The organism is Dyadobacter sp. CY312, assembly GCF_021390535.1.
GTDB lineage: Bacteria > Bacteroidota > Bacteroidia > Cytophagales > Spirosomataceae > Dyadobacter.
Window position 1 is genome coordinate 1 of record NZ_JAJUXG010000018.1, and the last position, 20,399, is coordinate 20,399.

At 43.3% G+C, this 20,399-nt stretch carries 16 protein-coding genes; 9 read left to right on the forward strand and 7 right to left on the reverse strand.

What is annotated here, in order from left to right; all coding sequences use genetic code 11:
* Window positions 1-149: 149 nt before the first annotated feature.
* The 3 genes from LZG71_RS23320 to LZG71_RS23330 all read right to left on the reverse strand — a co-directional run bounded on the left by LZG71_RS23320 (window position 150) and on the right by LZG71_RS23330 (window position 2,790).
* The gene (locus LZG71_RS23320; protein WP_233824494.1) at window positions 150-707 is read right to left on the reverse strand and encodes a DUF2911 domain-containing protein; all 558 of its coding nucleotides are present in this window, start codon (window positions 705-707) and stop codon (window positions 150-152) included.
* Window positions 708-841: 134 nt separating this feature from the next.
* Window positions 842-985 (reverse strand): hypothetical protein, encoded by a 144-nt coding sequence (locus tag LZG71_RS23325; RefSeq protein ID WP_233824496.1) that lies wholly within the window; start codon window positions 983-985, stop codon window positions 842-844.
* Between the two features lie 230 nt (window positions 986-1,215).
* The gene (locus LZG71_RS23330) at window positions 1,216-2,790 is read right to left on the reverse strand and encodes a serine hydrolase (protein ID WP_233824498.1); all 1,575 of its coding nucleotides are present in this window, start codon (window positions 2,788-2,790) and stop codon (window positions 1,216-1,218) included.
* Window positions 2,791-2,842: 52 nt separating this feature from the next.
* Between LZG71_RS23330 and LZG71_RS23335 the strand changes: the two genes are divergently transcribed.
* From LZG71_RS23335 to LZG71_RS23365, 7 genes are all read left to right on the forward strand, one after another.
* On the forward strand, window positions 2,843-3,985 hold the full coding sequence (locus tag LZG71_RS23335) for a DEAD/DEAH box helicase (protein WP_233824500.1): 1,143 nt from the start codon (window positions 2,843-2,845) through the stop codon (window positions 3,983-3,985).
* A gap of 228 nt (window positions 3,986-4,213) precedes the next feature.
* Window positions 4,214-7,357 (forward strand): TonB-dependent receptor, encoded by a 3,144-nt coding sequence (locus LZG71_RS23340; RefSeq protein WP_233824502.1) that lies wholly within the window; start codon window positions 4,214-4,216, stop codon window positions 7,355-7,357.
* 59 nt (window positions 7,358-7,416) lie between these two features.
* A complete protein-coding gene (locus LZG71_RS23345; protein ID WP_233824504.1) occupies window positions 7,417-8,898 on the forward strand; it encodes a RagB/SusD family nutrient uptake outer membrane protein in 1,482 nt (493 codons plus the stop codon).
* 166 nt (window positions 8,899-9,064) lie between these two features.
* Complete coding sequence (gene rhaM, locus LZG71_RS23350) at window positions 9,065-9,379, forward strand: L-rhamnose mutarotase (RefSeq protein WP_233824506.1); 315 nt, start codon at window positions 9,065-9,067, stop codon at window positions 9,377-9,379.
* Between the two features lie 341 nt (window positions 9,380-9,720).
* The gene (locus LZG71_RS23355; protein ID WP_233824508.1) at window positions 9,721-11,580 is read left to right on the forward strand and encodes a rhamnogalacturonan lyase; all 1,860 of its coding nucleotides are present in this window, start codon (window positions 9,721-9,723) and stop codon (window positions 11,578-11,580) included.
* Window positions 11,581-11,794: 214 nt separating this feature from the next.
* On the forward strand, window positions 11,795-12,583 hold the full coding sequence (locus LZG71_RS23360) for a rhamnogalacturonan acetylesterase (RefSeq protein WP_233824510.1): 789 nt from the start codon (window positions 11,795-11,797) through the stop codon (window positions 12,581-12,583).
* A gap of 136 nt (window positions 12,584-12,719) precedes the next feature.
* Window positions 12,720-13,868, forward strand: coding sequence for a glycoside hydrolase family 88 protein (locus LZG71_RS23365; RefSeq protein ID WP_233824512.1), 1,149 nt, complete (start codon window positions 12,720-12,722; stop codon window positions 13,866-13,868).
* 7 nt (window positions 13,869-13,875) lie between these two features.
* Here LZG71_RS23365 and LZG71_RS23370 read toward each other — a convergent pair whose 3' ends face one another.
* The 4 genes from LZG71_RS23370 to LZG71_RS23385 all read right to left on the reverse strand — a co-directional run bounded on the left by LZG71_RS23370 (window position 13,876) and on the right by LZG71_RS23385 (window position 18,081).
* Window positions 13,876-14,973: a GntR family transcriptional regulator gene (locus LZG71_RS23370; protein WP_310587779.1), complete on the reverse strand. Its 1,098-nt coding sequence runs from the start codon at window positions 14,971-14,973 to the stop codon at window positions 13,876-13,878.
* 262 nt (window positions 14,974-15,235) lie between these two features.
* The gene (locus LZG71_RS23375) at window positions 15,236-16,345 is read right to left on the reverse strand and encodes an exo-alpha-sialidase (protein ID WP_233824514.1); all 1,110 of its coding nucleotides are present in this window, start codon (window positions 16,343-16,345) and stop codon (window positions 15,236-15,238) included.
* A gap of 58 nt (window positions 16,346-16,403) precedes the next feature.
* Window positions 16,404-17,411, reverse strand: a complete 1,008-nt coding sequence (locus tag LZG71_RS23380; RefSeq protein WP_233824516.1) for an NAD(P)H-dependent glycerol-3-phosphate dehydrogenase — start codon at window positions 17,409-17,411, stop codon at window positions 16,404-16,406.
* 73 nt (window positions 17,412-17,484) lie between these two features.
* Window positions 17,485-18,081: a Crp/Fnr family transcriptional regulator gene (locus LZG71_RS23385; RefSeq protein WP_233824517.1), complete on the reverse strand. Its 597-nt coding sequence runs from the start codon at window positions 18,079-18,081 to the stop codon at window positions 17,485-17,487.
* Window positions 18,082-18,267: 186 nt separating this feature from the next.
* Here LZG71_RS23385 and LZG71_RS23390 point away from each other — a divergent pair, with 186 nt between their 5' ends.
* Both LZG71_RS23390 and LZG71_RS23395 read left to right on the forward strand, forming a co-directional pair.
* Window positions 18,268-19,239, forward strand: a complete 972-nt coding sequence (locus LZG71_RS23390; RefSeq protein WP_233824519.1) for a hypothetical protein — start codon at window positions 18,268-18,270, stop codon at window positions 19,237-19,239.
* A 366-nt stretch (window positions 19,240-19,605) separates the two neighbouring features.
* Entirely contained in the window at window positions 19,606-20,364 is a 759-nt protein-coding gene (locus LZG71_RS23395; protein ID WP_233824521.1) for a hypothetical protein, read from the forward strand.
* The last annotated feature ends 35 nt before the right edge of the window (window positions 20,365-20,399 follow it).

The window sequence follows — 20,399 nt, forward strand, 5'->3', positions numbered from 1 at the left end:
ATACGCACCTATAAAAGAGAAAACCGTTACAAGAATAACCTTGCAACGGCTTAATTGTAATAACTTAACGAATCTTAAATCCGTATCGCTATTTTAGGACTAGTCAAATGATGCCAACCAGGTAAAGCTGTTACTTGCTTTTCTGATGCTTAGAACGATATTGGCACTTCTACCACTGTATTTTCCCAGCCCAATGCCATTACCGCTTTCGAAGGTGAATCACCCGTAAAAACAATTGAGAAATTTTCGATTAGCGCTGCTGGTTTAGCAGAAACCGGTACGGTTACACGAGCGACGTCATTCGCTTCTTTGTACTTGTAAGCTCCCCAATAATCCACATCTGAATTTAGTATCAAAGTCCATTCTTTTTCCCCGGGAATCGCGAACAGTGAGTAAGTGCCGGCTTTTACTTTTTTGCCACCAAATGTAGCATCAGTAAAAAATTTGATTTCGGTAGACTCATCCGCCCCCAGTCTCCACACTTTACCGTACGCTTCCTGTTTGCCGAAAATCTCTCTTCCTTTCACACCGGGACGGCTGTATGAAACTTTCACCAAAGCCTTTTCTCCATCTTTACGATTATGGGCAAAACCATCCGGATAATAGGCAATGTCACGCGGGCTTTTGTCAAGACCTTTGAATTTTTGCGCCTGTGCACCAAATGCAAGTACAGTCAGCAGCAGAGAAAGGAAAATTGTCTTTTTCATTGTAAAATTATCGTTTAAACGTTTAGGGGTAAAAATAAGCAAAAGTGCCGGTAATTGACCTTGTAGTTACTATTTTGGAGAGAAAGTTTTATACACATCACCTCTCGGCCTGATCGTCATGACATATAAAATTTTTACAATTCCAGATTCCATCCCATTTCTATTTTCAAATCGTCATACGACATGTAATTGCTTTCCTTCTCCAGAGTCCGCATAATTTGTCCCAGTTCATGATCTTCCTTCTCTTCGTTTTCAATCACAGCCAATATTCTTTCCACTTCAATTTTAGCCCAACAACCTCTGTGCTTTTTTATATAAAATAGCACAGCAGGCATTCCTATTTTTTTTGCTATAAACCCAGTTTTATAACTCGACTTATCAATCAAGACATTCACTTGGTTTTTAGAATCTAAAAACCAAGTGAATTATTCATGGTTATTTCACTTTACATTTCACAGAAACTAGTAATACCACTATAATGTATCAAACTTAGAAATTGGTGGGTAAATCACCCCACTCGCTTGCCGATCAATTCAGGTCTTGTATCTTCAACATTGTTAATAATTGCCAGACTTCTCTCAAATCTCACATTGATATTATCTCCATCAAACTTGCATACCACAGTATCGTAGTGAGCTGTCTCCGTAAATCGCCAGATCATCTCAAAAGTGTTGTCATCAACCCAGGTTCCTGCGGCCGCTATCCGCGTTTCCTTCTCTCCCGGAACAGGAGTAGAAACAAGTTTAAGCGGTAAGATTGACAAATCCGTTTTTCCTGTTTTCCATTTTCCGATACCATTGGTGATGGTGTGTTCTCCCCCGCCGTCAGAAAGTTTGAACACACAGCCTTCACTTCCAAAATTAAACGATACCGAATTGATTTTTAGATCATTATTATCAAAAATGTATTTTTGGTTGTTGATTTTCGAAACACCGGCAGCGCTATTCTTTGCGACTGGTACAGGCAGCGCAAGTGAGGAGAGTTTCTGTTTCAACTGAGCTTGTGCACCTTTTTCGCTCAAAGAACTTTCCTGAACGGCCGGCAATACATGTTTCCAAAGCTCATTCATGATGGCGCCCATATCGCCACTTTCGCTGGTTATCGCCACCACCATATCTTTCTCCGGCATTACAATACAGTATTGCCCAAAGGCACCATCACCGCGATAGGCGTTGTGCCGGCATCTCCAAAACTGATATCCGTAACCCTGCTCCCAGTCGCTTTCAGTTCCTTTTGTGGGAACATGTGCAGAAGTTGCCTCATCAATCCACTTTTCAGGAAGCAGTCTCTTACCATCCCAAACCCCTTTCCGGAGATAAAGCTGACCAAACTTCGCGATATCTTCCGTTTTGACACGCAACCCCCAACCGCCCGTATTGACGCCATTCGGATCCACCTCCCAGTCTGCACCTTCTATTCCAAGGGGGACAAACAACCGGGGGGTGAGGTATTCCAGCAGCGTTTGCCCTGTCAGCTTCTGTATAATAGCCGACAGCATGTATGTAGCACCGCTATTGTACACAAAGAAAGTGCCGGGTTCGTGTTCCACAGGGTAAGCCAGGAATGATTTCACCCAGTTTGGATCTGTTCCTTCTCTTAACGCAGGCGTGGAATCCTTTGCATGTCCGGTACGCATGGTTAGCAGATCCTGCACTTTCATATTACCCAAATTTGCACTGATCTCAGCAGGAACCTGATCCGGAAAGAAAGAAATTACTTTATCATTTACCGATAATTTCCCCTCATTTACAGCAAATCCAATCGCACTCGACGTAAAACTTTTGCTTAATGAATAGAGGGTATGTTTAAGGTCGGCCTGGTATGGAGCCCACCATCCTTCCGCCAATATCTTTCCGTGCCGGAGGATCATCAAACTGTGCAGGTTAAGTTTTTTTGTCTCTACTGCAGCAATAAAATCTATAATTCCCGAAGATTTCACTCCCTGCAACTCGGGTAAACTTCGCGGTAACTGACCGGTTTTCAGAACACCAGCAACCGTAGAATTTGCAAAATAACTGACCAATCCAAGCTGCAAGGCACCAAGGCCTGCTTTTTGTAAAAATTCTCTTCTGTTAACGGTCATATTAATAGTGGTATCTTTGTAAAAAATATATCAGCAAGTATCTTTAAAATCTATGTCTTTTCAAGCGCTCGGCCTGTCCGAATCCCTACTTAAAACGATCACCGAACAGAATTATACTCAACCATATCCTATACAGCAAGAGGCAATTCCTGCTATAATGAAGGGTAGCGACATTCTGGGTATAGCAAAAACCGGCTCGGGCAAAACTGCCAGTTTTGTATTACCGATTCTGGAATGGTTTCAAAGTAAGGGCGCACCTAAAAACAGATCGATCCGGGTGCTTGTGCTCGCTCCAACCCGTGAACTTGCATTACAGATCGCGGTGGTTTTTCAGACGTTCGGAGAGAAGTTACCCCGAAAAGTAAAAACAATGGCGGTGTACGGCGGAGTATCCATCAATCCGCAGATGATCGGGCTGCAAAATGTAGAGATACTTGTTGCAACACCGGGGCGGTTACTCGACCTGCTCTCCCATAAAGCGCTGACCATCTCAGACACAGAAATACTGGTATTGGATGAGGCCGACAAAATGCTGAATATGGGTTTTGCCGATGAAATGAAGGATATCTTTTTTCTTTTGCCCAAAAAGAGACAAAATATCCTTTTTTCTGCCACACTGGGTGATGATGTAGAAGCGATCCATAAAAGCATTTTACGGAATCCGCTTAAAATAGAAATTGCCGAAGAGGAGCAAAACCTTGACCTGATCAAGCAAACGGCTTATTTCGTAGATCCTGAAAGAAAGGGACCTTTACTTAGATACATTATTAAAACAGAGGAAATGAAACAGGTTCTGGTATTTGTCTCAGCCACCAGAACGGCAGATAACCTCGTGGAAAAACTCAAAAAAAATGGCATTGAAGCGGCAGCCATGCACAGCGGAAAAAGCCAGGGAGCAAGAACGGAAGCATTGAACAAATTTAAATCGGGGAAGCTTACAGTACTGGTAGCTACTGACCTGGTATCACGTGGAATTGACATTCAGTTTCTTCCCTATGTAATCAACTTTGAACTACCGCGCTCGCCGAAAGATTATGTTCACCGAATTGGCAGAACCGGACGTGCTGAAACTCCGGGCGAGGCCATCTCTCTGATATGTCCCGAAGATGCGCATCATTTTAAGATCATCCAGAAAAAAATGGGAAAACGGGTGGAGATGAAAGAAAGTTTTGAGCTGGATTTGCATGGATATTGATGCTGAAAACAAAGTATTTAGGTTTGAATTTCAATTTACTTCGATAGTTTTTACCATTTAAAACGTATCAACCAATCTTTAAAAAGTGCTTTTCTGGTAAAGAAAGGCACTTTTTTGTTTGCATTAATTGCAAAATCCTTATAATATCTTGGCTTATACAGGAGTCTACATGAAGGTGTGCCCGACGGTTATGTGGAAATTTGGAGTAAATCTAATCGCATACAAACCATGCATATTTACTACTCATCCTCAAACATGTTGAAAAAGGCGTATCGACACCTCGCCTTCCTCATGATTTGCATCTTGCTAACTGTCACGTCCAACGTCGTAATGGCGCAGACAACCATTACCGGAAAGGTTACTGGAGCTCAGGGAAAAGAACCCTTGCCGGGAGTTAACATTGTTATAAAAGGGACAACAACGGGGACATCCACCAATGTGGAGGGAACGTACTCCATCAACGTGCCCAAAGATGCCGTTCTTCAATTTTCTTTCATTGGCTATGAGCCTCAGGAAGTATTGGTAAACGGACGTTCGAAGATCGATATCGCCCTTTCCGACGACTCAAAGGCATTATCAGAAGTGGTTGTAATCGGTTACGGTACTTCAAAAAGAGCTAACCTAACGGGAGCTGCGGCAAGTATCTCTTCAAAAGATATTGAGGAAAGACCTGTTTCAAGACTGGAAAACGCACTTGCGGGCCAACTTCCGGGTGTGGACGTGCAAACTACAACGGGTGAGCCTGGCGCTCCTTTGCAGATACGCGTACGCGGTACAGGTTCTTTGAATGCTTCCAATGACCCACTTTACGTGGTAGATGGTGTCCCGGTTGAGTCGCTGAACGGTATAAACCCTGCTGACGTACAAACGATTGACGTACTTAAAGATGCTTCGTCTGCTGCCATTTATGGTTCACGCGGATCTAACGGGGTTGTGATCATTACCACCAAAAGAGGTGTGAAAGGCAAGCCACGTATTCAGTTTAACATGACACAAGGTGTTTCCAAAGTAGAAGGACGTTTGGATATGATGACACCAGAACAATGGATTCAGCAACGCAAAGAAGGTATTGATGCTTCGTGGGTGAGTCGTGGAGTTAGCCAGGGTAAACCTTACACTGCTAACGACCCGATGTCATTCCGTGCATCTGAACTGGGCATTTCAGAAAATAACCCGAATACTGGCTTGATGTATGATCCAAAGTGGGCTTATGGAAGAGACAGTCTTGATTACGTTGACTGGCAGGACGCGTTTTTTGGAAACACTGGTACGTTATCCAATTACCAGCTGAGTGTAAATGGTGGAAGCGATAACATTACTTTCAACATCAACGGTAGCTACATGGATCAGAAAGGTGTGATTATCAACACCAACTACAAGCGTGCTACGGTAAGAGCTAACATAGATGCAAAAGTTAACAAGTTCATAAAAGTCGGTTTGACGCTATCGCCATCTGTTGAATGGATTAACGGAGGAGGACAGGTTGATGGAAAAGACCGCCAGGGAATGAATGCTGTGCAAATGCCTCCGGTGGCTCCGCTAGGAACAGGACTTTATGTTGGAGCGCAACCAAACGGTACTTATTTATGGTCAGGAAGATATGTGAGCCCTGTTGCTGTATTGGAAAGAACTCAGGCGGACCAGACACGTAACAGACTGAATACCAATCTATACTTGCACGCTACCATCGCAAAAGGACTTCAATTGCAATTGACTGGTGGTATGGATAACACTTCATCGGTATCCAACTCATTTGTACCAACCAATGCAACCCGCGACTGGGCATCAGCGCCAAACGAAGGTTATGCTTCATCTTCGGACAGACAGAATTCAAATTCGTACAGATATTTGTTCCAAAGCACATTGAACTACAACCGTTCTTTCGGCAAACACAATGTCACCGGATTATTGGGTTATTCTGTTGAAACAACAAATGGCTACGGAAACCGTCAGAACCATACACGTTTGCCAAATGACTGGACAAACCTTTTCAACCAGGGATCATCCACCGTTTCAACTTCCAATATCAGTCAGGATAAGACGGCTTTGTTATCATACTTCGCACGTGCCCAGTACGATTTCAACGAGAAGTATCTTTTCTCAGCGAGCATCAGACGTGACGGTTCTTCCAAGTTTGGTTCTGAAAACCGTTGGGGAACATTCCCGGCAGTTTCAGCAGCATGGCGCGTATCCAGCGAAAATTTCATGGCTGGGGTAGATGATATCACAGACCTTAAACTTCGTGCAAGTTTTGGTATCACAGGAAACAACCGCATTCCTAACAACGCACAATTCTCACTACTTGGCAACAGCGACTACGCACTTGGTGGAGTACAGCAAACAGGTTATGCTCCATCTGGTTTCGAAAACACCATGCTTGGTTGGGAACAAACCAGCAGCTACAACTTCGGGGTAGATTTTGGTATACTTAAAAACCGCATCGTTGTTGCGGCAGATTATTACAACAGAAAGACATCCGAACTTCTTTTGCAAGCACCAGTTTCAGCCACAACTGGTTTTGCCCGCAGCTGGCAGAACATTGGTGACATAGAAAACAAGGGATTTGAACTCTCATTGATATCGAAAAACACAGTTGGTGTTTTCAAATGGGGAACAAACTTCAACTTATCATACAACAGAAACCGCGTTTTAAAACTCGGCTACGACAACACACCAATTCCATCAGGATTCTCCGGGCTGACTTCCATGATCGAAGTTGGACAGCCAATTGGTTACTTCAAATTGTATGACGCCATTGGTGTTTACAAAAACCAGGGAGAAGTAGATGCAAATCCGCGTATGTCTAAAACATTGGTTGGAGATTCTCAGTATCGTGATGTAAATGGCGATGGGGTTATTGACGAAAATGACCGTACAAACGTTGGACAGCCACTTCCTGCTTTTGTATACGGACTTACCAATACCTTCACATACCGCAATTTTGACCTAAATATCCTGGCTACTGCACAAACTGGCGGGATGATCTATTCGATGATTGGACGTTCTATCGACCGCCCTGGTATGGGATATCTTTACAACAAACTGGCGATCTGGGAAAATCGTTGGAAATCACCGGAAGACCCGGGTGATGGCATGACGCCGAGCATCAACTCCACCACAGGTTCTTACTACGACACCCGTTGGCTATACAGCTCAGATTACATCCGTGTTAAAAACATCACGTTTGGGTACAATGTACCTAAAATGAAATGGTTCGAACGCGCGAGAGTGTATGTTTCCGTAGAAAATCCTTTCATCTGGCACAAATACTCGGGAGGTTTCACACCTGAGGCCGCTAACAATGAAGGAGGCGATTACGGTGGATATCCTCAGTCTAAGACCTATTCTATCGGTATCAACCTGAATCTTTAACAACACTTTTAACGCAGACGATATACACACGTATTTCTCCTGCATTAATTTTTGAGACTATGAAAATCACAAAAATATTCCCATATCTGCTCACAATTGGCTTGTCGGCAACGTTGAGCTCGTGCAGCGAAAGCATACTGGACATTACCCCGCTGACCAACAATACAGCAAATGATTTTTACAAAACCGAAGATCAGGTAAATCAGGGTGTTCTGGCTGTTTACAATTCATGGTTGCCCATTCCGGCATCGTCCAACTGGTATCTGTCGGAGGTTCGTTCGGACAATACGCATGAGATTGAAGGTGGTGCGCAACGCGACTATAAGGAAGTTGGAAACTTTACAGCGTCTTCACAAACAGCCGCTTTCCAAACTGCCTGGTCACAGCTTTACGCGGTAATTTACCGTTCAAATGTTGTTCTTTCCAAAGTGGAAGGTTTTGAATTTGCGCGTGTAAATCAATTCAAGGCGGAAGCGCGTTTGTTCCGTGCTTTGGCGTATTTCGACCTGGTTCGTTATTGGGGAGATGTTCCTTTGGTAGATAAAGTGCTTAGTATTGCAGAAGGTAAAAATGCGCTGCGTGCACCTGCAACAGATATTTACAAATTCATTGTAGATGACCTGACCTTTGCAGCAGAAAACCTTCCTGAATCTTACGTTGCTGCTCAGAAAGGCCGCGCTACCAAATATGCTGCCAAAGCCTTATTGGGAAGAGTTTACCTCACGATGGCTGGCTATCCGCTGAAACAAACCGACAAACTTGCATTGGCAAAAACGCAACTTGCAGAAGTAATGAAGGCAAGTTCACTTTTCCCCATACCGGCAGTTTATCGTGATCTTTTTACTGTTGCAGCCAAAAATAAACACCACATTTTTGAGGTACAGTACCTTTCCGGTGGAAAAGGACTTGGTTCTTCGCTACCATCCGAAATGGCGTTTCAGTTCCCATCTCAGTGGAGTCCTTTCACTGGTGGTTTTGAGGGACAGGTAGAGCCGGCTCTGCTTGCTTCGTACGCTCCTACGGACGCCAGAAAATTGGCGACTTTGGATTCGGGATATGTAGATACAAAAACAGGCGCAACGTCTGGCCGTGTTCAGTTTACTAAATTCCTCGAAAAAGGAGATGCAACCGTAACAAGTCGTAACGATTACCAACGTAATTTCCCGATTGTGCGCTATGCCGATGTATTGCTTATGTATGCAGAAATCCTGAATGAAGAAGCCGGAACGCCTCCCGCAGAAGCTATTCAGATCCTGAACAAAGTACGCGCAGATGCAAAAGTGGCACCAGTTACACCGGCCACAAAAGCCGAGATGCGACTAGCATTGGAAAATGAGCGCCGCTGGGAATTTGCAGGAGAAGGACTTCGGTGGTTTGACCTTGTTCGCACAGAACGTGCCATTCCGGCAATGACCGAATTCTTCCGCTCTCATGATATTCCTATGGCAAATGGCGTTACAAATCGTGATCTACTGTTCCCTATTCCACTAAATGAGATGCTTATTAACCCGGGTTTCTGGAAACAAAACGACGGATATTGATATTGAATAATGTAGACTAGGGTAGTACAAAACGGAGCCGGAATCATTATCCCGCTCCGTTTTTTTATTTTACTACATTGAGCTTCAAACACAGGAGACCACAGGTAGGAGCCTTATGATACAAACATTAACTTTACTTTTCAGCTAAACCATAACCCGCAAAGTCATGCAAAGAGCCGCCTTTAAAATGAAACTAAATCCCGGTCAGGCCGAGGAATACAAAAAACGCCACGATGAGATCTGGCCCGAATTAAAAAAGCTGTTGAAAGACAACGGCATCAGCGACTATTCCATTTTTCTGGATGAGGAGACCAATATACTTTTCGCCGTGCAAAAACAAGATGGTTCGGGTTCGTCGCAAGATTTAGGAACAACAGAAATCGTAAAGAAATGGTGGGCGTATATGGCCGCGGTGATGGAAACAAACCCCGATAATTCCCCGGTGAGTGTTCCGTTGAAGGAGGTTTTTCACTTGGAGTAAAAGTTTCACGCGAAGCAGAAAAGAAAAAGGCAAAGAACGCAAAAAATAAACTTAGCGCACTTTGCGAGTTTTACTTCGCGTCTTTGCGTGAAATGCTTAAAAAACGACACAGAGAACCACAGAGTCCAGAAGAGATTCACAGAGAAAATTTATTCTCAGTGCTCCTCTTTTTTATCTCTGCGATACTCTGTGTAATAAACACAGTACACCCTTTTCGTGAAATGTCAAAAAATGACACAGAGAGCCACAGAGAAAACATGAGCTTCACAGAGATACTTTCCCCTCCGTGCTCCTCTTTTTAATCTCCGTGAAACTCTGTGTAACCTAAAATTACGATTATAATGAACAGTAAAATATTAACCTCCCTACTCCTCTTTTCCACCATTCTGTCTGCAACAGCACAGCGGCAGATGGAGCATTTGAACCGGGGATTGATTGCCATTAAGGGAGAAAATAATCAGGTGTATATCGGTTGGCGACTTCTGGGCACAGATCCGTCTGATATTGCTTTTAACTTGTACCGGGGCAAAATCAAAATTAATAAAACACCACTTTCGGCTTCTACCAATTATGTTGATACAAATCCTTCCGGTGAAGTATACAGCATTAAAACGGTGATTAAAGGAAAGGAACAAAAAGCCGTAGAATCGGCGAAGGTTAATCCGAATCCTTTCATTTCTATTCCATTAACCCCACCTGCGGGAGGAACAACACCAAAAGGAGATGCTTACACCTACAATGCCAATGATGCAAGTGTTGGTGATCTGGACGGTGACGGTGAATATGAGATTATCCTGAAATGGGATCCTTCCAATGCCAAAGACAACTCGCAACGCGGCTATACCGGCAATGTATATCTGGACGCCTACAAACTGAACGGTACACGTCTTTGGCGGATTGACCTCGGCAGAAACATACGCGCCGGAGCACATTACACGCAGTTTATGGTGTATGATTTTGATGGAGATGGCAAAGCCGAAATTATCTGTAAAACCGCAGATGCAACCATTGATGGAGCCGGTAAAGTAATCGGTGATGCCAACGCAGACTTTCGCAATGAAACAGGTTACATACTTTCCGGTCCCGAGTTCCTTACTGTTTTTGAAGGAATCAGCGGAAAAGCAATTGATACGCAGGATTTTTATCCAAAACGGGATGTAGAAGCCGGAGACAATCCGACTCCTGAACAAATGAAAGCTGGCTGGGGTGACAACTATGGAAACCGCATAGATCGCTATGTATCGGCAGTGGCCTATCTGGATGGTAAAAAGCCGAGTTTTATTGCTGGCCGTGGTTATTATACCAGACTGGTTCGTGTTGCCTGGGATTTTAAAAAGGGAAAATTGCAGCGCCGCTGGATATTTGATAGCAAAGACGCTCCCAACGAAAACTATGCAGGAATGGGAAACCACAGCATGACCGTGGGTGATGTAGACGGAGATGGAAAGGACGAGATCATTAATGGATCGAGCGTGATTGACGCCAACGGCAAAGGTTTGTATTCAACCTGGCTCGGACATGGCGATGCGCTTCACATGACAGATATGGATCCCGCTAATCCGGGTATGGAGCTATGGCAGTCGTACGAAGAGTCGAAAAAGTATGGACAATATGGACTCAGGCTGAATGACGCCAAGACGGGGAAAACGTTGTGGGGAGTAGATGGTGGTGGGAAGGATATTGGCCGCGCGATGGCCTCTGATATTGATCCAACTCATCCTGGTTACGAATATTGGGGATCTGTTGGTGGTTTGTACAACAGCAAGGGAGTTGAGATTTCAACAACACGCCCATCATCCATCAATTTTGCTGTGTGGTGGGACGCCGATCTCACAAGAGAGCTTCTCGATAAAAACAGAATTGACAAATGGGACTATAAAACGCAGACAACAAAAAATCTTTTGACAGCCGAAGGTTTTACTTCAAATAACGGAACAAAAGGAACCCCGGCACTGAGTGCAGATATCCTGGGCGACTGGCGGGAAGAAGTAATCTGGCGGAAGGAAGACAATACGAAACTACGTATCTACACGACAACCATTCCAGCCGACAACCGGATACCAACCCTGATGCACGACGCACAATATCGCGTGGCGATTGCCTGGCAAAACTCTGCTTACAACCAGCCACCGCACCCGTCTTTCTTTCTGGGAGAAGGAATGAAACCTGTTTCACAACCAAACATCAAAACAAATAAGTAAAGCTGCTGTCGTGTCACAATCACTATGTCAATTGAAATAAGTTTCGTAGGAATACAAATGTCACCCTGAGCGGAGTCGAAGAGCAAAATGCTTCGACTCCGCTCAGCAAGACATTCGTAAAAGTATACGTCACACGACATTAGGAGCTATTAACAATCAACTTATAGCTTCATTACACCCAAAAAAGTTATCTAGTAAAAATCATTCTGTAAACATGAAAACCAATTTCATTCGTCTTGCCATATTCTCCCTTTTCTGTGTGGTTGTATTGGCGGCCAGTATCAAACCTAGACCTGTCCAGTTATTTCTGATAGGCGACTCCACCGTAAAAAATGGTTCTGGCAAAGGAGCAGACAACCTCTGGGGCTGGGGCACTGTTTTGCCTGAACTATTTGACACAACAAAAATCAAAATCCACAATCACGCCATCGGAGGCCGTAGCAGCCGTACCTTCCTGACCGAAGGTCGGTGGGAAAAAGTACTGGCACAATTGCAGCCTGGCGACTACGTGATCATGCAGTTCGGACACAACGATGGCGGAGCAATTAATGATACCACCCGAGCAAGAGGTTCCATCAAAGGCATTGGAAATGAAACCGAAGAAATTGATAATCTGATGACCAAAAAGCATGAAGTTGTGTACACTTACGGCTATTATATGCGCAAATACATCGATGAAGCAAAAGCCAAAGGCGCCATCCCAATCGTATGCTCCCCTGTACCCCGAAACATTTTCAAAGAAGGAAAAATTGAAAGGCCGACTACCGGTTACGGTCCCTGGGCAAAACAGGTGGCTCAAACCAACGGGGCCGACTTTATTGACCTATATGATCGTGTGGCAAATCGGTATGGAAAACTAGGGCCTGAAAAAGTGCAGGCTGAGCTTTTCACTGCTAAAGATCACACCCACACCACCGAAGCTGGTGCAAGAATTAATGCGCAGGAAGTGGTGGCTGGGATTAAGAATTTGAAGAAAAATAAGCTAAAGAGGTACATAAGGTAAAAAGGTTTCACGCAAGGGGGCAAAGTTAGATGCAAAGGACGCAAAGGTTTTCTTACCGGTCTTTGCTTAATCTTCCCTGCTTTGCGTGAAACAAAAATATTTGCGCCTTTGCGTGAACCAAAAAACTAAAAACAACATGAACAGACGTAATGCACTTGGGTTATTGCTGGCGGGCGGTGCAGCCATACAAACGACCTGGGCTTTTGGGAAAAACTCAGAAGCATCAAAAATAGATAAGAAGAAAATTCTTGGCACACTTCGGTTGACGAACGATTACTTTGTAGCAAAATGGCCGGATACGGGCAAATCCATTGTTACCAATCGTGAACGTCCAAGCAATATCTGGACCCGCGGAGTTTATTATGAAGGATTGATGGCTTTGTATCAGATAGACAAACAACAGTCCTACATTGATTACGCCGTTTCCTGGGGTGAAAATCACAAATGGGGCTTACGGAACGGAATCAAAACCCGTAATGCGGATGATCAATGCTGCGGGCAAACTTACATTGACCTTTATCTGATGGACAAAAAGCCAGAAAGAATAAAGGACATCAAGGCATCCATAGATCTGATGGTCAACTCTGAACAGAAAGACGACTGGTCGTGGATTGATACGTTGCAAATGGCAATGCCTGTTTTTACCCAGCTGGCCGTGATTTACAACGACAACAGGTATTACGAGAAAATGTTCGACCTCTATAACTTCACGAAAACCGTGCATGGAGGAAGTGGATTGTTCAATCCGCAGGAAGGACTTTGGTGGCGTGATAAGGATTTTGTACCGCCATATAAAACACCGGGAGGCAAAAATTGCTACTGGTCGCGCGGTAATGGTTGGATTGTAGCGGCATTGGTACGTGTACTGGATATCATGCCAAAAAATGCACCACACCGCAATGAATATGAAAAAATGTTGCTTACCATGCTCACCGCTTTGCTACCTCTGCAACGCCCGGATGGCTACTGGAATGTAAGCCTTACCGACGAAACAGATTTTGGAGGAAAAGAAGTGACTGGTACTTCGCTTTTCATTTATGGAATGGCATGGGCGATCCGCAAGGGGTTGGTAAAAAGTAAAGAATACGAACCGGCAATCACCAAGGCATGGAACGCCATGGTATCAGAATGCGTACACGAAAACGGATTTTTGGGGTTTGTACAGGGAACCGGAAAAGAGCCAAAAGACGGGCAGCCTGTAACTTACGACAGCATGCCCGACTTTGAAGATTTTGGTCTTGGTTGCTTTCTGCTCGCAGGAACAGAAATTTACAAAATGAAATAAAGAGGGTTTACAGAGATCCCCTGCGAATCATATAGAATGGATTTTTAACACGTACCTGCTGTTTGTTCATAATCGAAGTTGCAGCAGTACGTCCCATTTTCTCGAAGTCAGTGGTAATCACTGTAATTTCTAAAAGTTCTTTCAGGGTGGTTTCGTTAAAAGAGATCACCCCTATTTCTTCACCCATTTTATAGGATGACAAACGGATCTTTTTCACAAGTTCGCCCAAATCACTTTCCTCCACTACTATATAAGCCGTGTTCGGCAAAAGTTCTTCGTCCGACACATTGCTTCTGATCTCAAAATCCTTTTTGTAATTGATGCAATAGTTTCTGAAACCACGAACGATTTCCTTCGGATAGTTACCATGTTCCGGAAAAAGCAATACCAAACGTTCGTATTTGCTCATCAGATCGTTGGCATCTTCCAATGAAGAAAATATGTCTTTATCAAAATTCTGAAAAACACTTACCGATGTCTGATGCAGTTCCGGAATATCACGGTCCAGAAGAACCAGTTCCGAAGACGGTATACGTTTTAATACCGCCATATAATCCTCTTCGTTGTCTGTATCCGTATTAAAATGAGGCATAACCACGTAACGGTTGTATTTCCCCAGATTTTTTTCAATAATTTCTTTAAACCTCAAAACACTGCAATGATGGATTTCCAGATCAACTGTTGCAGCATCACCCAGCGCCTTGATAAAGGAATAGTATATGATTTTTTTGTAAGAACTCAGCTTGTTAAAAATCAGAAGAATTTTCTCTTTTTTATCCCTCACAGATTGCACATAATAGCCTTTCCCCTGTACAGCTGAAATGTATCTCATATTACGCAGTTCACGATATGCCTTTTCGACGGTATCTCTCGCAAGCTGATATTCTGCACTCAATTCACTGATAGACGGCAACTGAACCCCTTGTGCCAGTACACCCAGTTCGATATCCGTTTTGATGGAATGAACGATCTGCTTGTATTTGGGCATCTGATTTCGCGGATCGAATTGCATGTGAAACAATCCATCGCGTTCAGGAACGTAAACATTTTTAAAAACAAAATCCTTGCTCTCTAAATTTGTCCTGGCAGCCGTATATCCATTCATAAGAATAAAATTAAATTGAATTTTTCTATGAAACTGCGTTCATCCCCTAATTGGTGTCGTGATGATCCACAATGAATATTAGCCAATTAAGAATCAAAAAAATGCAATTACGCTGACTATTTTAATGCACACGTTATCGGGAACGTTGCCAAAAAGCATCGAACCAAAGATAATTTATTATAAAATCGTGGTAATATGATATAAACGGAGGCAGAACGCCTCCGTTTGAGAGGAACTCAATTTAGATTATAGCAAGAGTTACTCACTTTCCCTGCGTGGAAAGCTTCACAATATCTGCTTTACTTCCTTTCCAGAAAGCAATTTTTTGCCGGTTCCAGGTGTAAGTCACCGCCACCGAATCGCCCCAGCTGATGATCGCCGGATACGAAAATTCATCTTCCTTTTTCCCTGAATCCAGGTCAAATTTCTCTTCCCATTTCTGACCATTGTCGTGTGACAACGCTATCGATAACGGAGAACGGGAACCCCAGTTTTCTCTATCAGGATTATAAGCCAGCGCTATCGTTCCGTCCGACAACTGAGCGGCATCTATACCGCTATTTGGATTAGGCAAATCCGTTTTCCGGATCGGCGTCCAGGTTTTACCGTTGTCAAACGAATCACTTCTTCCTACAATCCCACCCGTTGTGCGCACCAGCATATGTACGTTGCCTGGTTTTGATTCCCACAACGTTGGTTGTATAGCACCTTTTCCTTTTATCTCTGTTGTGTCTATTTTGAAATAAGGACTCGCTTTCCAGGTTTTCCCCTTATCCTCACTCCTGTCCACAAATACTTCCCAGCGCCCTACTTCATTGGATGCTCCGGCAAGCCAGGTTCCGTCTTTCAGTTCTATCAATTTATCTTTCACTGGTCCACGTCCACCTTTGTCGCCCTTCACAAGTTCGTAAGCCTTCGACCAGCTATTCCCACCATCTTCCGAAGTTTGTACCCAGGTTTCCCAATGCGATATTTCTTTTCCAACTTTAAAATAAAGAATCACTTTCCCATCTGCCGTTTTTTGAAGAACGGGATTCCAATGTGCATCTTCCCGAATTTTAGCGATTTCTTTGGGAGCACTCCAGTTTCCCGGTTGGCCTTTGGAAAGCCATATACCCACATCCGGATTTTTTTCTTCCGTTCCGCCAAACCACGCCACCAGAAACTGGCCATCATCCAGCCTCACTAGCGTTGAAGCATGACACTGAGCAAAAGGTCTGTCGTCCCCAAAAACGAAATTCTTCTCTACTTTGAGCGTATCCACATTTTCCTTGCCGGCAGACTCATTCGGTTTGGAATTACATGAAAGAAAAACGGCAACAGCAAGGGATGCTGCAATAGCAGATTTGGGAGTAAGATTTAATAAATTCATTCTTATCAAGGGGTTTAGAAATTCCCTGTGAATACGTTGAGATATTGCCAAAAGGCTACTATTTGAGATTTTTTTTCAATTCTTCCATTACTCCTGCCGGAGCCTGTTCATCGTAAAGAATGCTGTAAACAGCGGTCGTTATCGGAATATTAACATGAAAAGTTTTGTTCATTTCCATGATACTCCGTGTGGCATAATAGCCTTCTGCAATCATTTTCATTTCCAGCTGAGCTGCTTTTACGCTATATCCACGGCCGATCATATTGCCAAAAAGACGGTTGCGGCTAAATTGAGAATATGAAGTTACAAGAAGATCACCCAGATAAGCCGACGAGCTGATCTCGCGCTCTCGGGGGTCAAGTGCAGTCACAAACCTGCCAATTTCCTGCATTGCATTGGAAACAAGCACTGCCTGGAAATTATCTCCATAACCCAGTCCGTGTGTGATTCCGCAAGCAAGCGCCACAATGTTTTTCATCACAGCGGCATACTCTACACCGTACAAATCTTCCAGCGGATTGGCCGTAACGAAGCGGCAGGTCATCAGTTTTGCAAATTCCTCAGCTGTGGCATTGTCCGTAGAAGCGATAGTCAGGTAGGATTGTTTTTCCAAAGCCACTTCTTCGGCATGACATGGGCCCGCAATAACGCAGGTATCTTTCAGCGGCACTTTATATTTTTCCGCAACCCAATCGGTTACGAGTATATTCTGATCGGGAATCATGCCCTTAATGGCAGAAACTACACGTTTTCCTTTGAAATGTTTTTCAGAAAGTCCTTGTAAAGATTCCTGCACAAAAGCAGCCGGTACAGCCAGGATTACATAATCCGCACCTTTAACAGCATCGGTTGTTTTCTCAAAAACCTTTATCTTTTTGGGAGAAAGATGTACATCACTCAGGTAGCTGGGATTGTGATGAAACTTACGGATGTGGTTGATATCGTCCTGATTACGCAGCCACCAGCGGATCTGAACATTAGCCTGTTCACTGAGTATTTTGATCAAAGCCGTTGCCCAGCTTCCGCCTCCAATCACCGCAATTTTTGTATTACTTAAAAAACTCATGGTTGATGTTTGTCTGTTACTTCACGGTTTCCATTTTTTTAAAAATGAAAAAGGAAGTTACAAAGTAAACTGCTTAATGTTGAATTTTCTCCAAATTGGCTGTTTTTAAACATCTGCTGAACGTCGCAGGAGTAGTTCCGAGGTATGTTGCAATGTAGTGGTCGGGCACACGGCGGAACAAAGAATAAGGCTGATTGATGTAGTATTCAATCCGCTGCTCTACCGACAAATATTTAAACAGCCGCACCCGTTCGCTAAAACTCACGAGGCGCTGTTCCAGCAACTGAATAATCAATTGTGCTATAAGTATATTTTCCTGCGCCAACTGACGGTATGCCTCGTACGAGATGGAATACACCATTGTGTCTTCCAGTGTTTCCATTACCTCATCAGATACATGCTGAGAAAAGAAGCTTTCGGCCACGCAGGCGATTTCTCCCTCCGCAACCAGTCGGGATGTAATGTCTTCTGAACCTTTGAGGTAGTACGAACGAATTACACCGGTTTCGATAAAATAAATCGCAGAATTTACCTGACCAATATCCACAAGTACCCTTCCTTTTCGGATAAGATTGGGTTTTACCAATTGCATGAAATGCTCCTTGAAAGGTTCGAATGTGGGCGTACTCAGCGCTTGTAGCAATTGATGAAGCGGTCTTTTGTTATCCATAAATGAATTGTTTTGTACACTTATAAAACACAATCGCTTCCACCGATCAACGCAAATCTTGTCGTACGACAAGTTAAAATAATGTCCTGCAACAAGTTGAATTGATGTTGTACGACAAGATATAAATATTAGAAGAATAATTTACTTTGATCGAAGAAAAATTGATCAACTCAAACTTAAAACAACATGAAAAACCAAACATTACCTTCACAACACAAGCCTTGTTTAAGGATGTCGTATTCCTTAAACTGCCTGATCTTGCTAACGATATCACTTGGAGTTTCTTCCTGCGAAAAAAATGTGCTTCGAGAAGGAACATCCTCAATTGATGAAGTTTCTAACTCCGCCAGATTTTCGTCTAATCCACTTTTCTCTTCAACTTATGAAATTGAGGAACTTACAGCTACACAATTTCTCTCAAAAATACCAGAAAACTCTAAGGAGAAGCCATTTCTGGAAATAGCAGCGCAGCCAAGACTTGACAGACAAAAAATTGAATTTAAGCTATTTGCAGACGGAGAATATGAAATTACTACAACTCAATTGGAACCTTCGAAGCTTGAATTATTACCTCCTGTGTTGCGGCAGCAAAATTTCGAAACCGTTCTTTCCAGCAAAACTGTGGTAAAAAATGGTGTTGCTCATTTTTATGATCAAAGTGGTCAAGAAACAGGTAAGTCTCAACTCAAAGTAACACGTTTTTCTCAACTAGCTAATAAAATAATAGAATCGGGGGAAATCAACAAAGATCAAGTAGCAACTGAATTAATGGGGCATCCATTAATCAATGAGGTTCATATACTGGGGATCGCAAGGAGCAAAAATGCAGAAATAAAGGTGGAAAGAGGTATTACAAAAATCAAATACGATTTATCCTTGTTTGCACCTGAGATGAATGAAAGTATGGAAAACCTATCAAAATACGCTATTCAATATTATGATTTTAAAAGCAAGAGAATGCTTGGTGAAACGCTCCATGACAAGAATAGCAACAAACTATTGTATCGTTCTTCCATTTTTTATACTCCAATAGAAAAAGGTAACCAGATTGAAAAAATCTTTTCTGAGTCTTTTACTGAAGATCCTAAAACAGGTTTAAAAACCCGACATATGAAGCAAACATTTTACAGTAATATGAAAGTGGAAATCAACATTTAACATCTACTCTATAAAACTATGAAAACGATATCTCAAATTGTAAGATACATTCTCTTATCCCAACTAATTGTAAACAATCCTTTGCCCATCCTAGGACAAAGCCGCGGCATAGATTGGATACACGGATTAGGAGGAAACCACGAATCCTTAGAATCAGTAGACAACTTCTTTTTTTCCGAAAGACAAATTACTTCCTCAAACAGGGAGTCCTTTACTACAAACATTGGTATTCATGAAATGGCAGTTGAGGTAGACAATAAGACACAAGGAGGAGGAACTCGCCTAGGTATTGGACACAGCCTAGGTGGTGCGGCCGTTAGGCAAGTTTCCCTGTGGAACAGTGCCTACTGGCATGGTGTGATAACAATGGGATCACCACTACGTGGAGCACAAATATCTACATCGGCCTCCGACGGCACCAACACGGCTTTTGTAGGCAGTGGAAGAGACAAGATGATGGCGGGACCGAACGTAGGATCTGCGGTATCTCCACCTATTTGGCCTGGATTAGGTCTTGAATTTTCATTTATTCAACCTCTTGCTACACTATACTCTAATTCAATTGCGGAATGGGCAAACAATCGACTTATGAGCAAATTCGGACTATCAGGCCAGACAGCTGAAGATTTAAAACCCGGGAGTAACTACCAGAACACGAGAGCAGGCCAAACCTCCTATGTACCCAAGATACTCATTTGGGGGAGCGAAAACTATCCAATACTGTGGAAAGTTCTTGGAACTTATGTCATTGGAGACTCTGAAACTAACGGAGTTAACTTAGCATCAGATATCGCTGACCTTTACAACCTTATGGTGAATGGCGAAGAATTTCAGAGTTGGGTTAACTTTCCCTTCCATGGCTTCCACCAATGGAGAAAAGGAAAATGGGAGGAGGGCCGTAATTGGATGAACACGGATTCCAACACAGGATGGCAACAGGTAATTGGTGCAACCTGGGTGGAAACCATCAACGGTACGTATTGGGAGAATACTTGTTCAGAGGAATACTACTACACCTATTGTGATACCCAGCCCGATCCAGCCCAATGTCGCTCATATTGTATCCTCACCTATCCTACAGTTTATTACATTACCATGACAAATCCAGCGATGGGGTTGTTATAGACGAATCACAAAAGAATATCGGAGGTGCATGGCAG

Bases quoted from the DNA above. Each gene is read 5' to 3' on its own strand.
- LZG71_RS23320 (WP_233824494.1), bottom strand. From the start codon at position 707: ATGAAAAAGACAATTTTCCTTTCTCTGCTGCTGACTGTACTTGCATTT.
- LZG71_RS23330 (WP_233824498.1), bottom strand. From the start codon at position 2,790: ATGACCGTTAACAGAAGAGAATTTTTACAAAAAGCAGGCCTTGGTGCC.
- LZG71_RS23335 (WP_233824500.1), top strand. From the start codon at position 2,843: ATGTCTTTTCAAGCGCTCGGCCTGTCCGAATCCCTACTTAAAACGATC.
- LZG71_RS23340 (WP_233824502.1), top strand. From the start codon at position 4,214: ATGCATATTTACTACTCATCCTCAAACATGTTGAAAAAGGCGTATCGA.
- LZG71_RS23345 (WP_233824504.1), top strand. From the start codon at position 7,417: ATGAAAATCACAAAAATATTCCCATATCTGCTCACAATTGGCTTGTCG.
- rhaM (WP_233824506.1), top strand. From the start codon at position 9,065: ATGCAAAGAGCCGCCTTTAAAATGAAACTAAATCCCGGTCAGGCCGAG.
- LZG71_RS23355 (WP_233824508.1), top strand. From the start codon at position 9,721: ATGAACAGTAAAATATTAACCTCCCTACTCCTCTTTTCCACCATTCTG.
- LZG71_RS23360 (WP_233824510.1), top strand. From the start codon at position 11,795: ATGAAAACCAATTTCATTCGTCTTGCCATATTCTCCCTTTTCTGTGTG.
- LZG71_RS23365 (WP_233824512.1), top strand. From the start codon at position 12,720: ATGAACAGACGTAATGCACTTGGGTTATTGCTGGCGGGCGGTGCAGCC.
- LZG71_RS23370 (WP_310587779.1), bottom strand. From the start codon at position 14,973: ATGAATGGATATACGGCTGCCAGGACAAATTTAGAGAGCAAGGATTTT.
- LZG71_RS23375 (WP_233824514.1), bottom strand. From the start codon at position 16,345: ATGAATTTATTAAATCTTACTCCCAAATCTGCTATTGCAGCATCCCTT.
- LZG71_RS23380 (WP_233824516.1), bottom strand. From the start codon at position 17,411: ATGAGTTTTTTAAGTAATACAAAAATTGCGGTGATTGGAGGCGGAAGC.
- LZG71_RS23385 (WP_233824517.1), bottom strand. From the start codon at position 18,081: ATGGATAACAAAAGACCGCTTCATCAATTGCTACAAGCGCTGAGTACG.
- LZG71_RS23390 (WP_233824519.1), top strand. From the start codon at position 18,268: ATGAAAAACCAAACATTACCTTCACAACACAAGCCTTGTTTAAGGATG.
- LZG71_RS23395 (WP_233824521.1), top strand. From the start codon at position 19,606: ATGGGATCACCACTACGTGGAGCACAAATATCTACATCGGCCTCCGAC.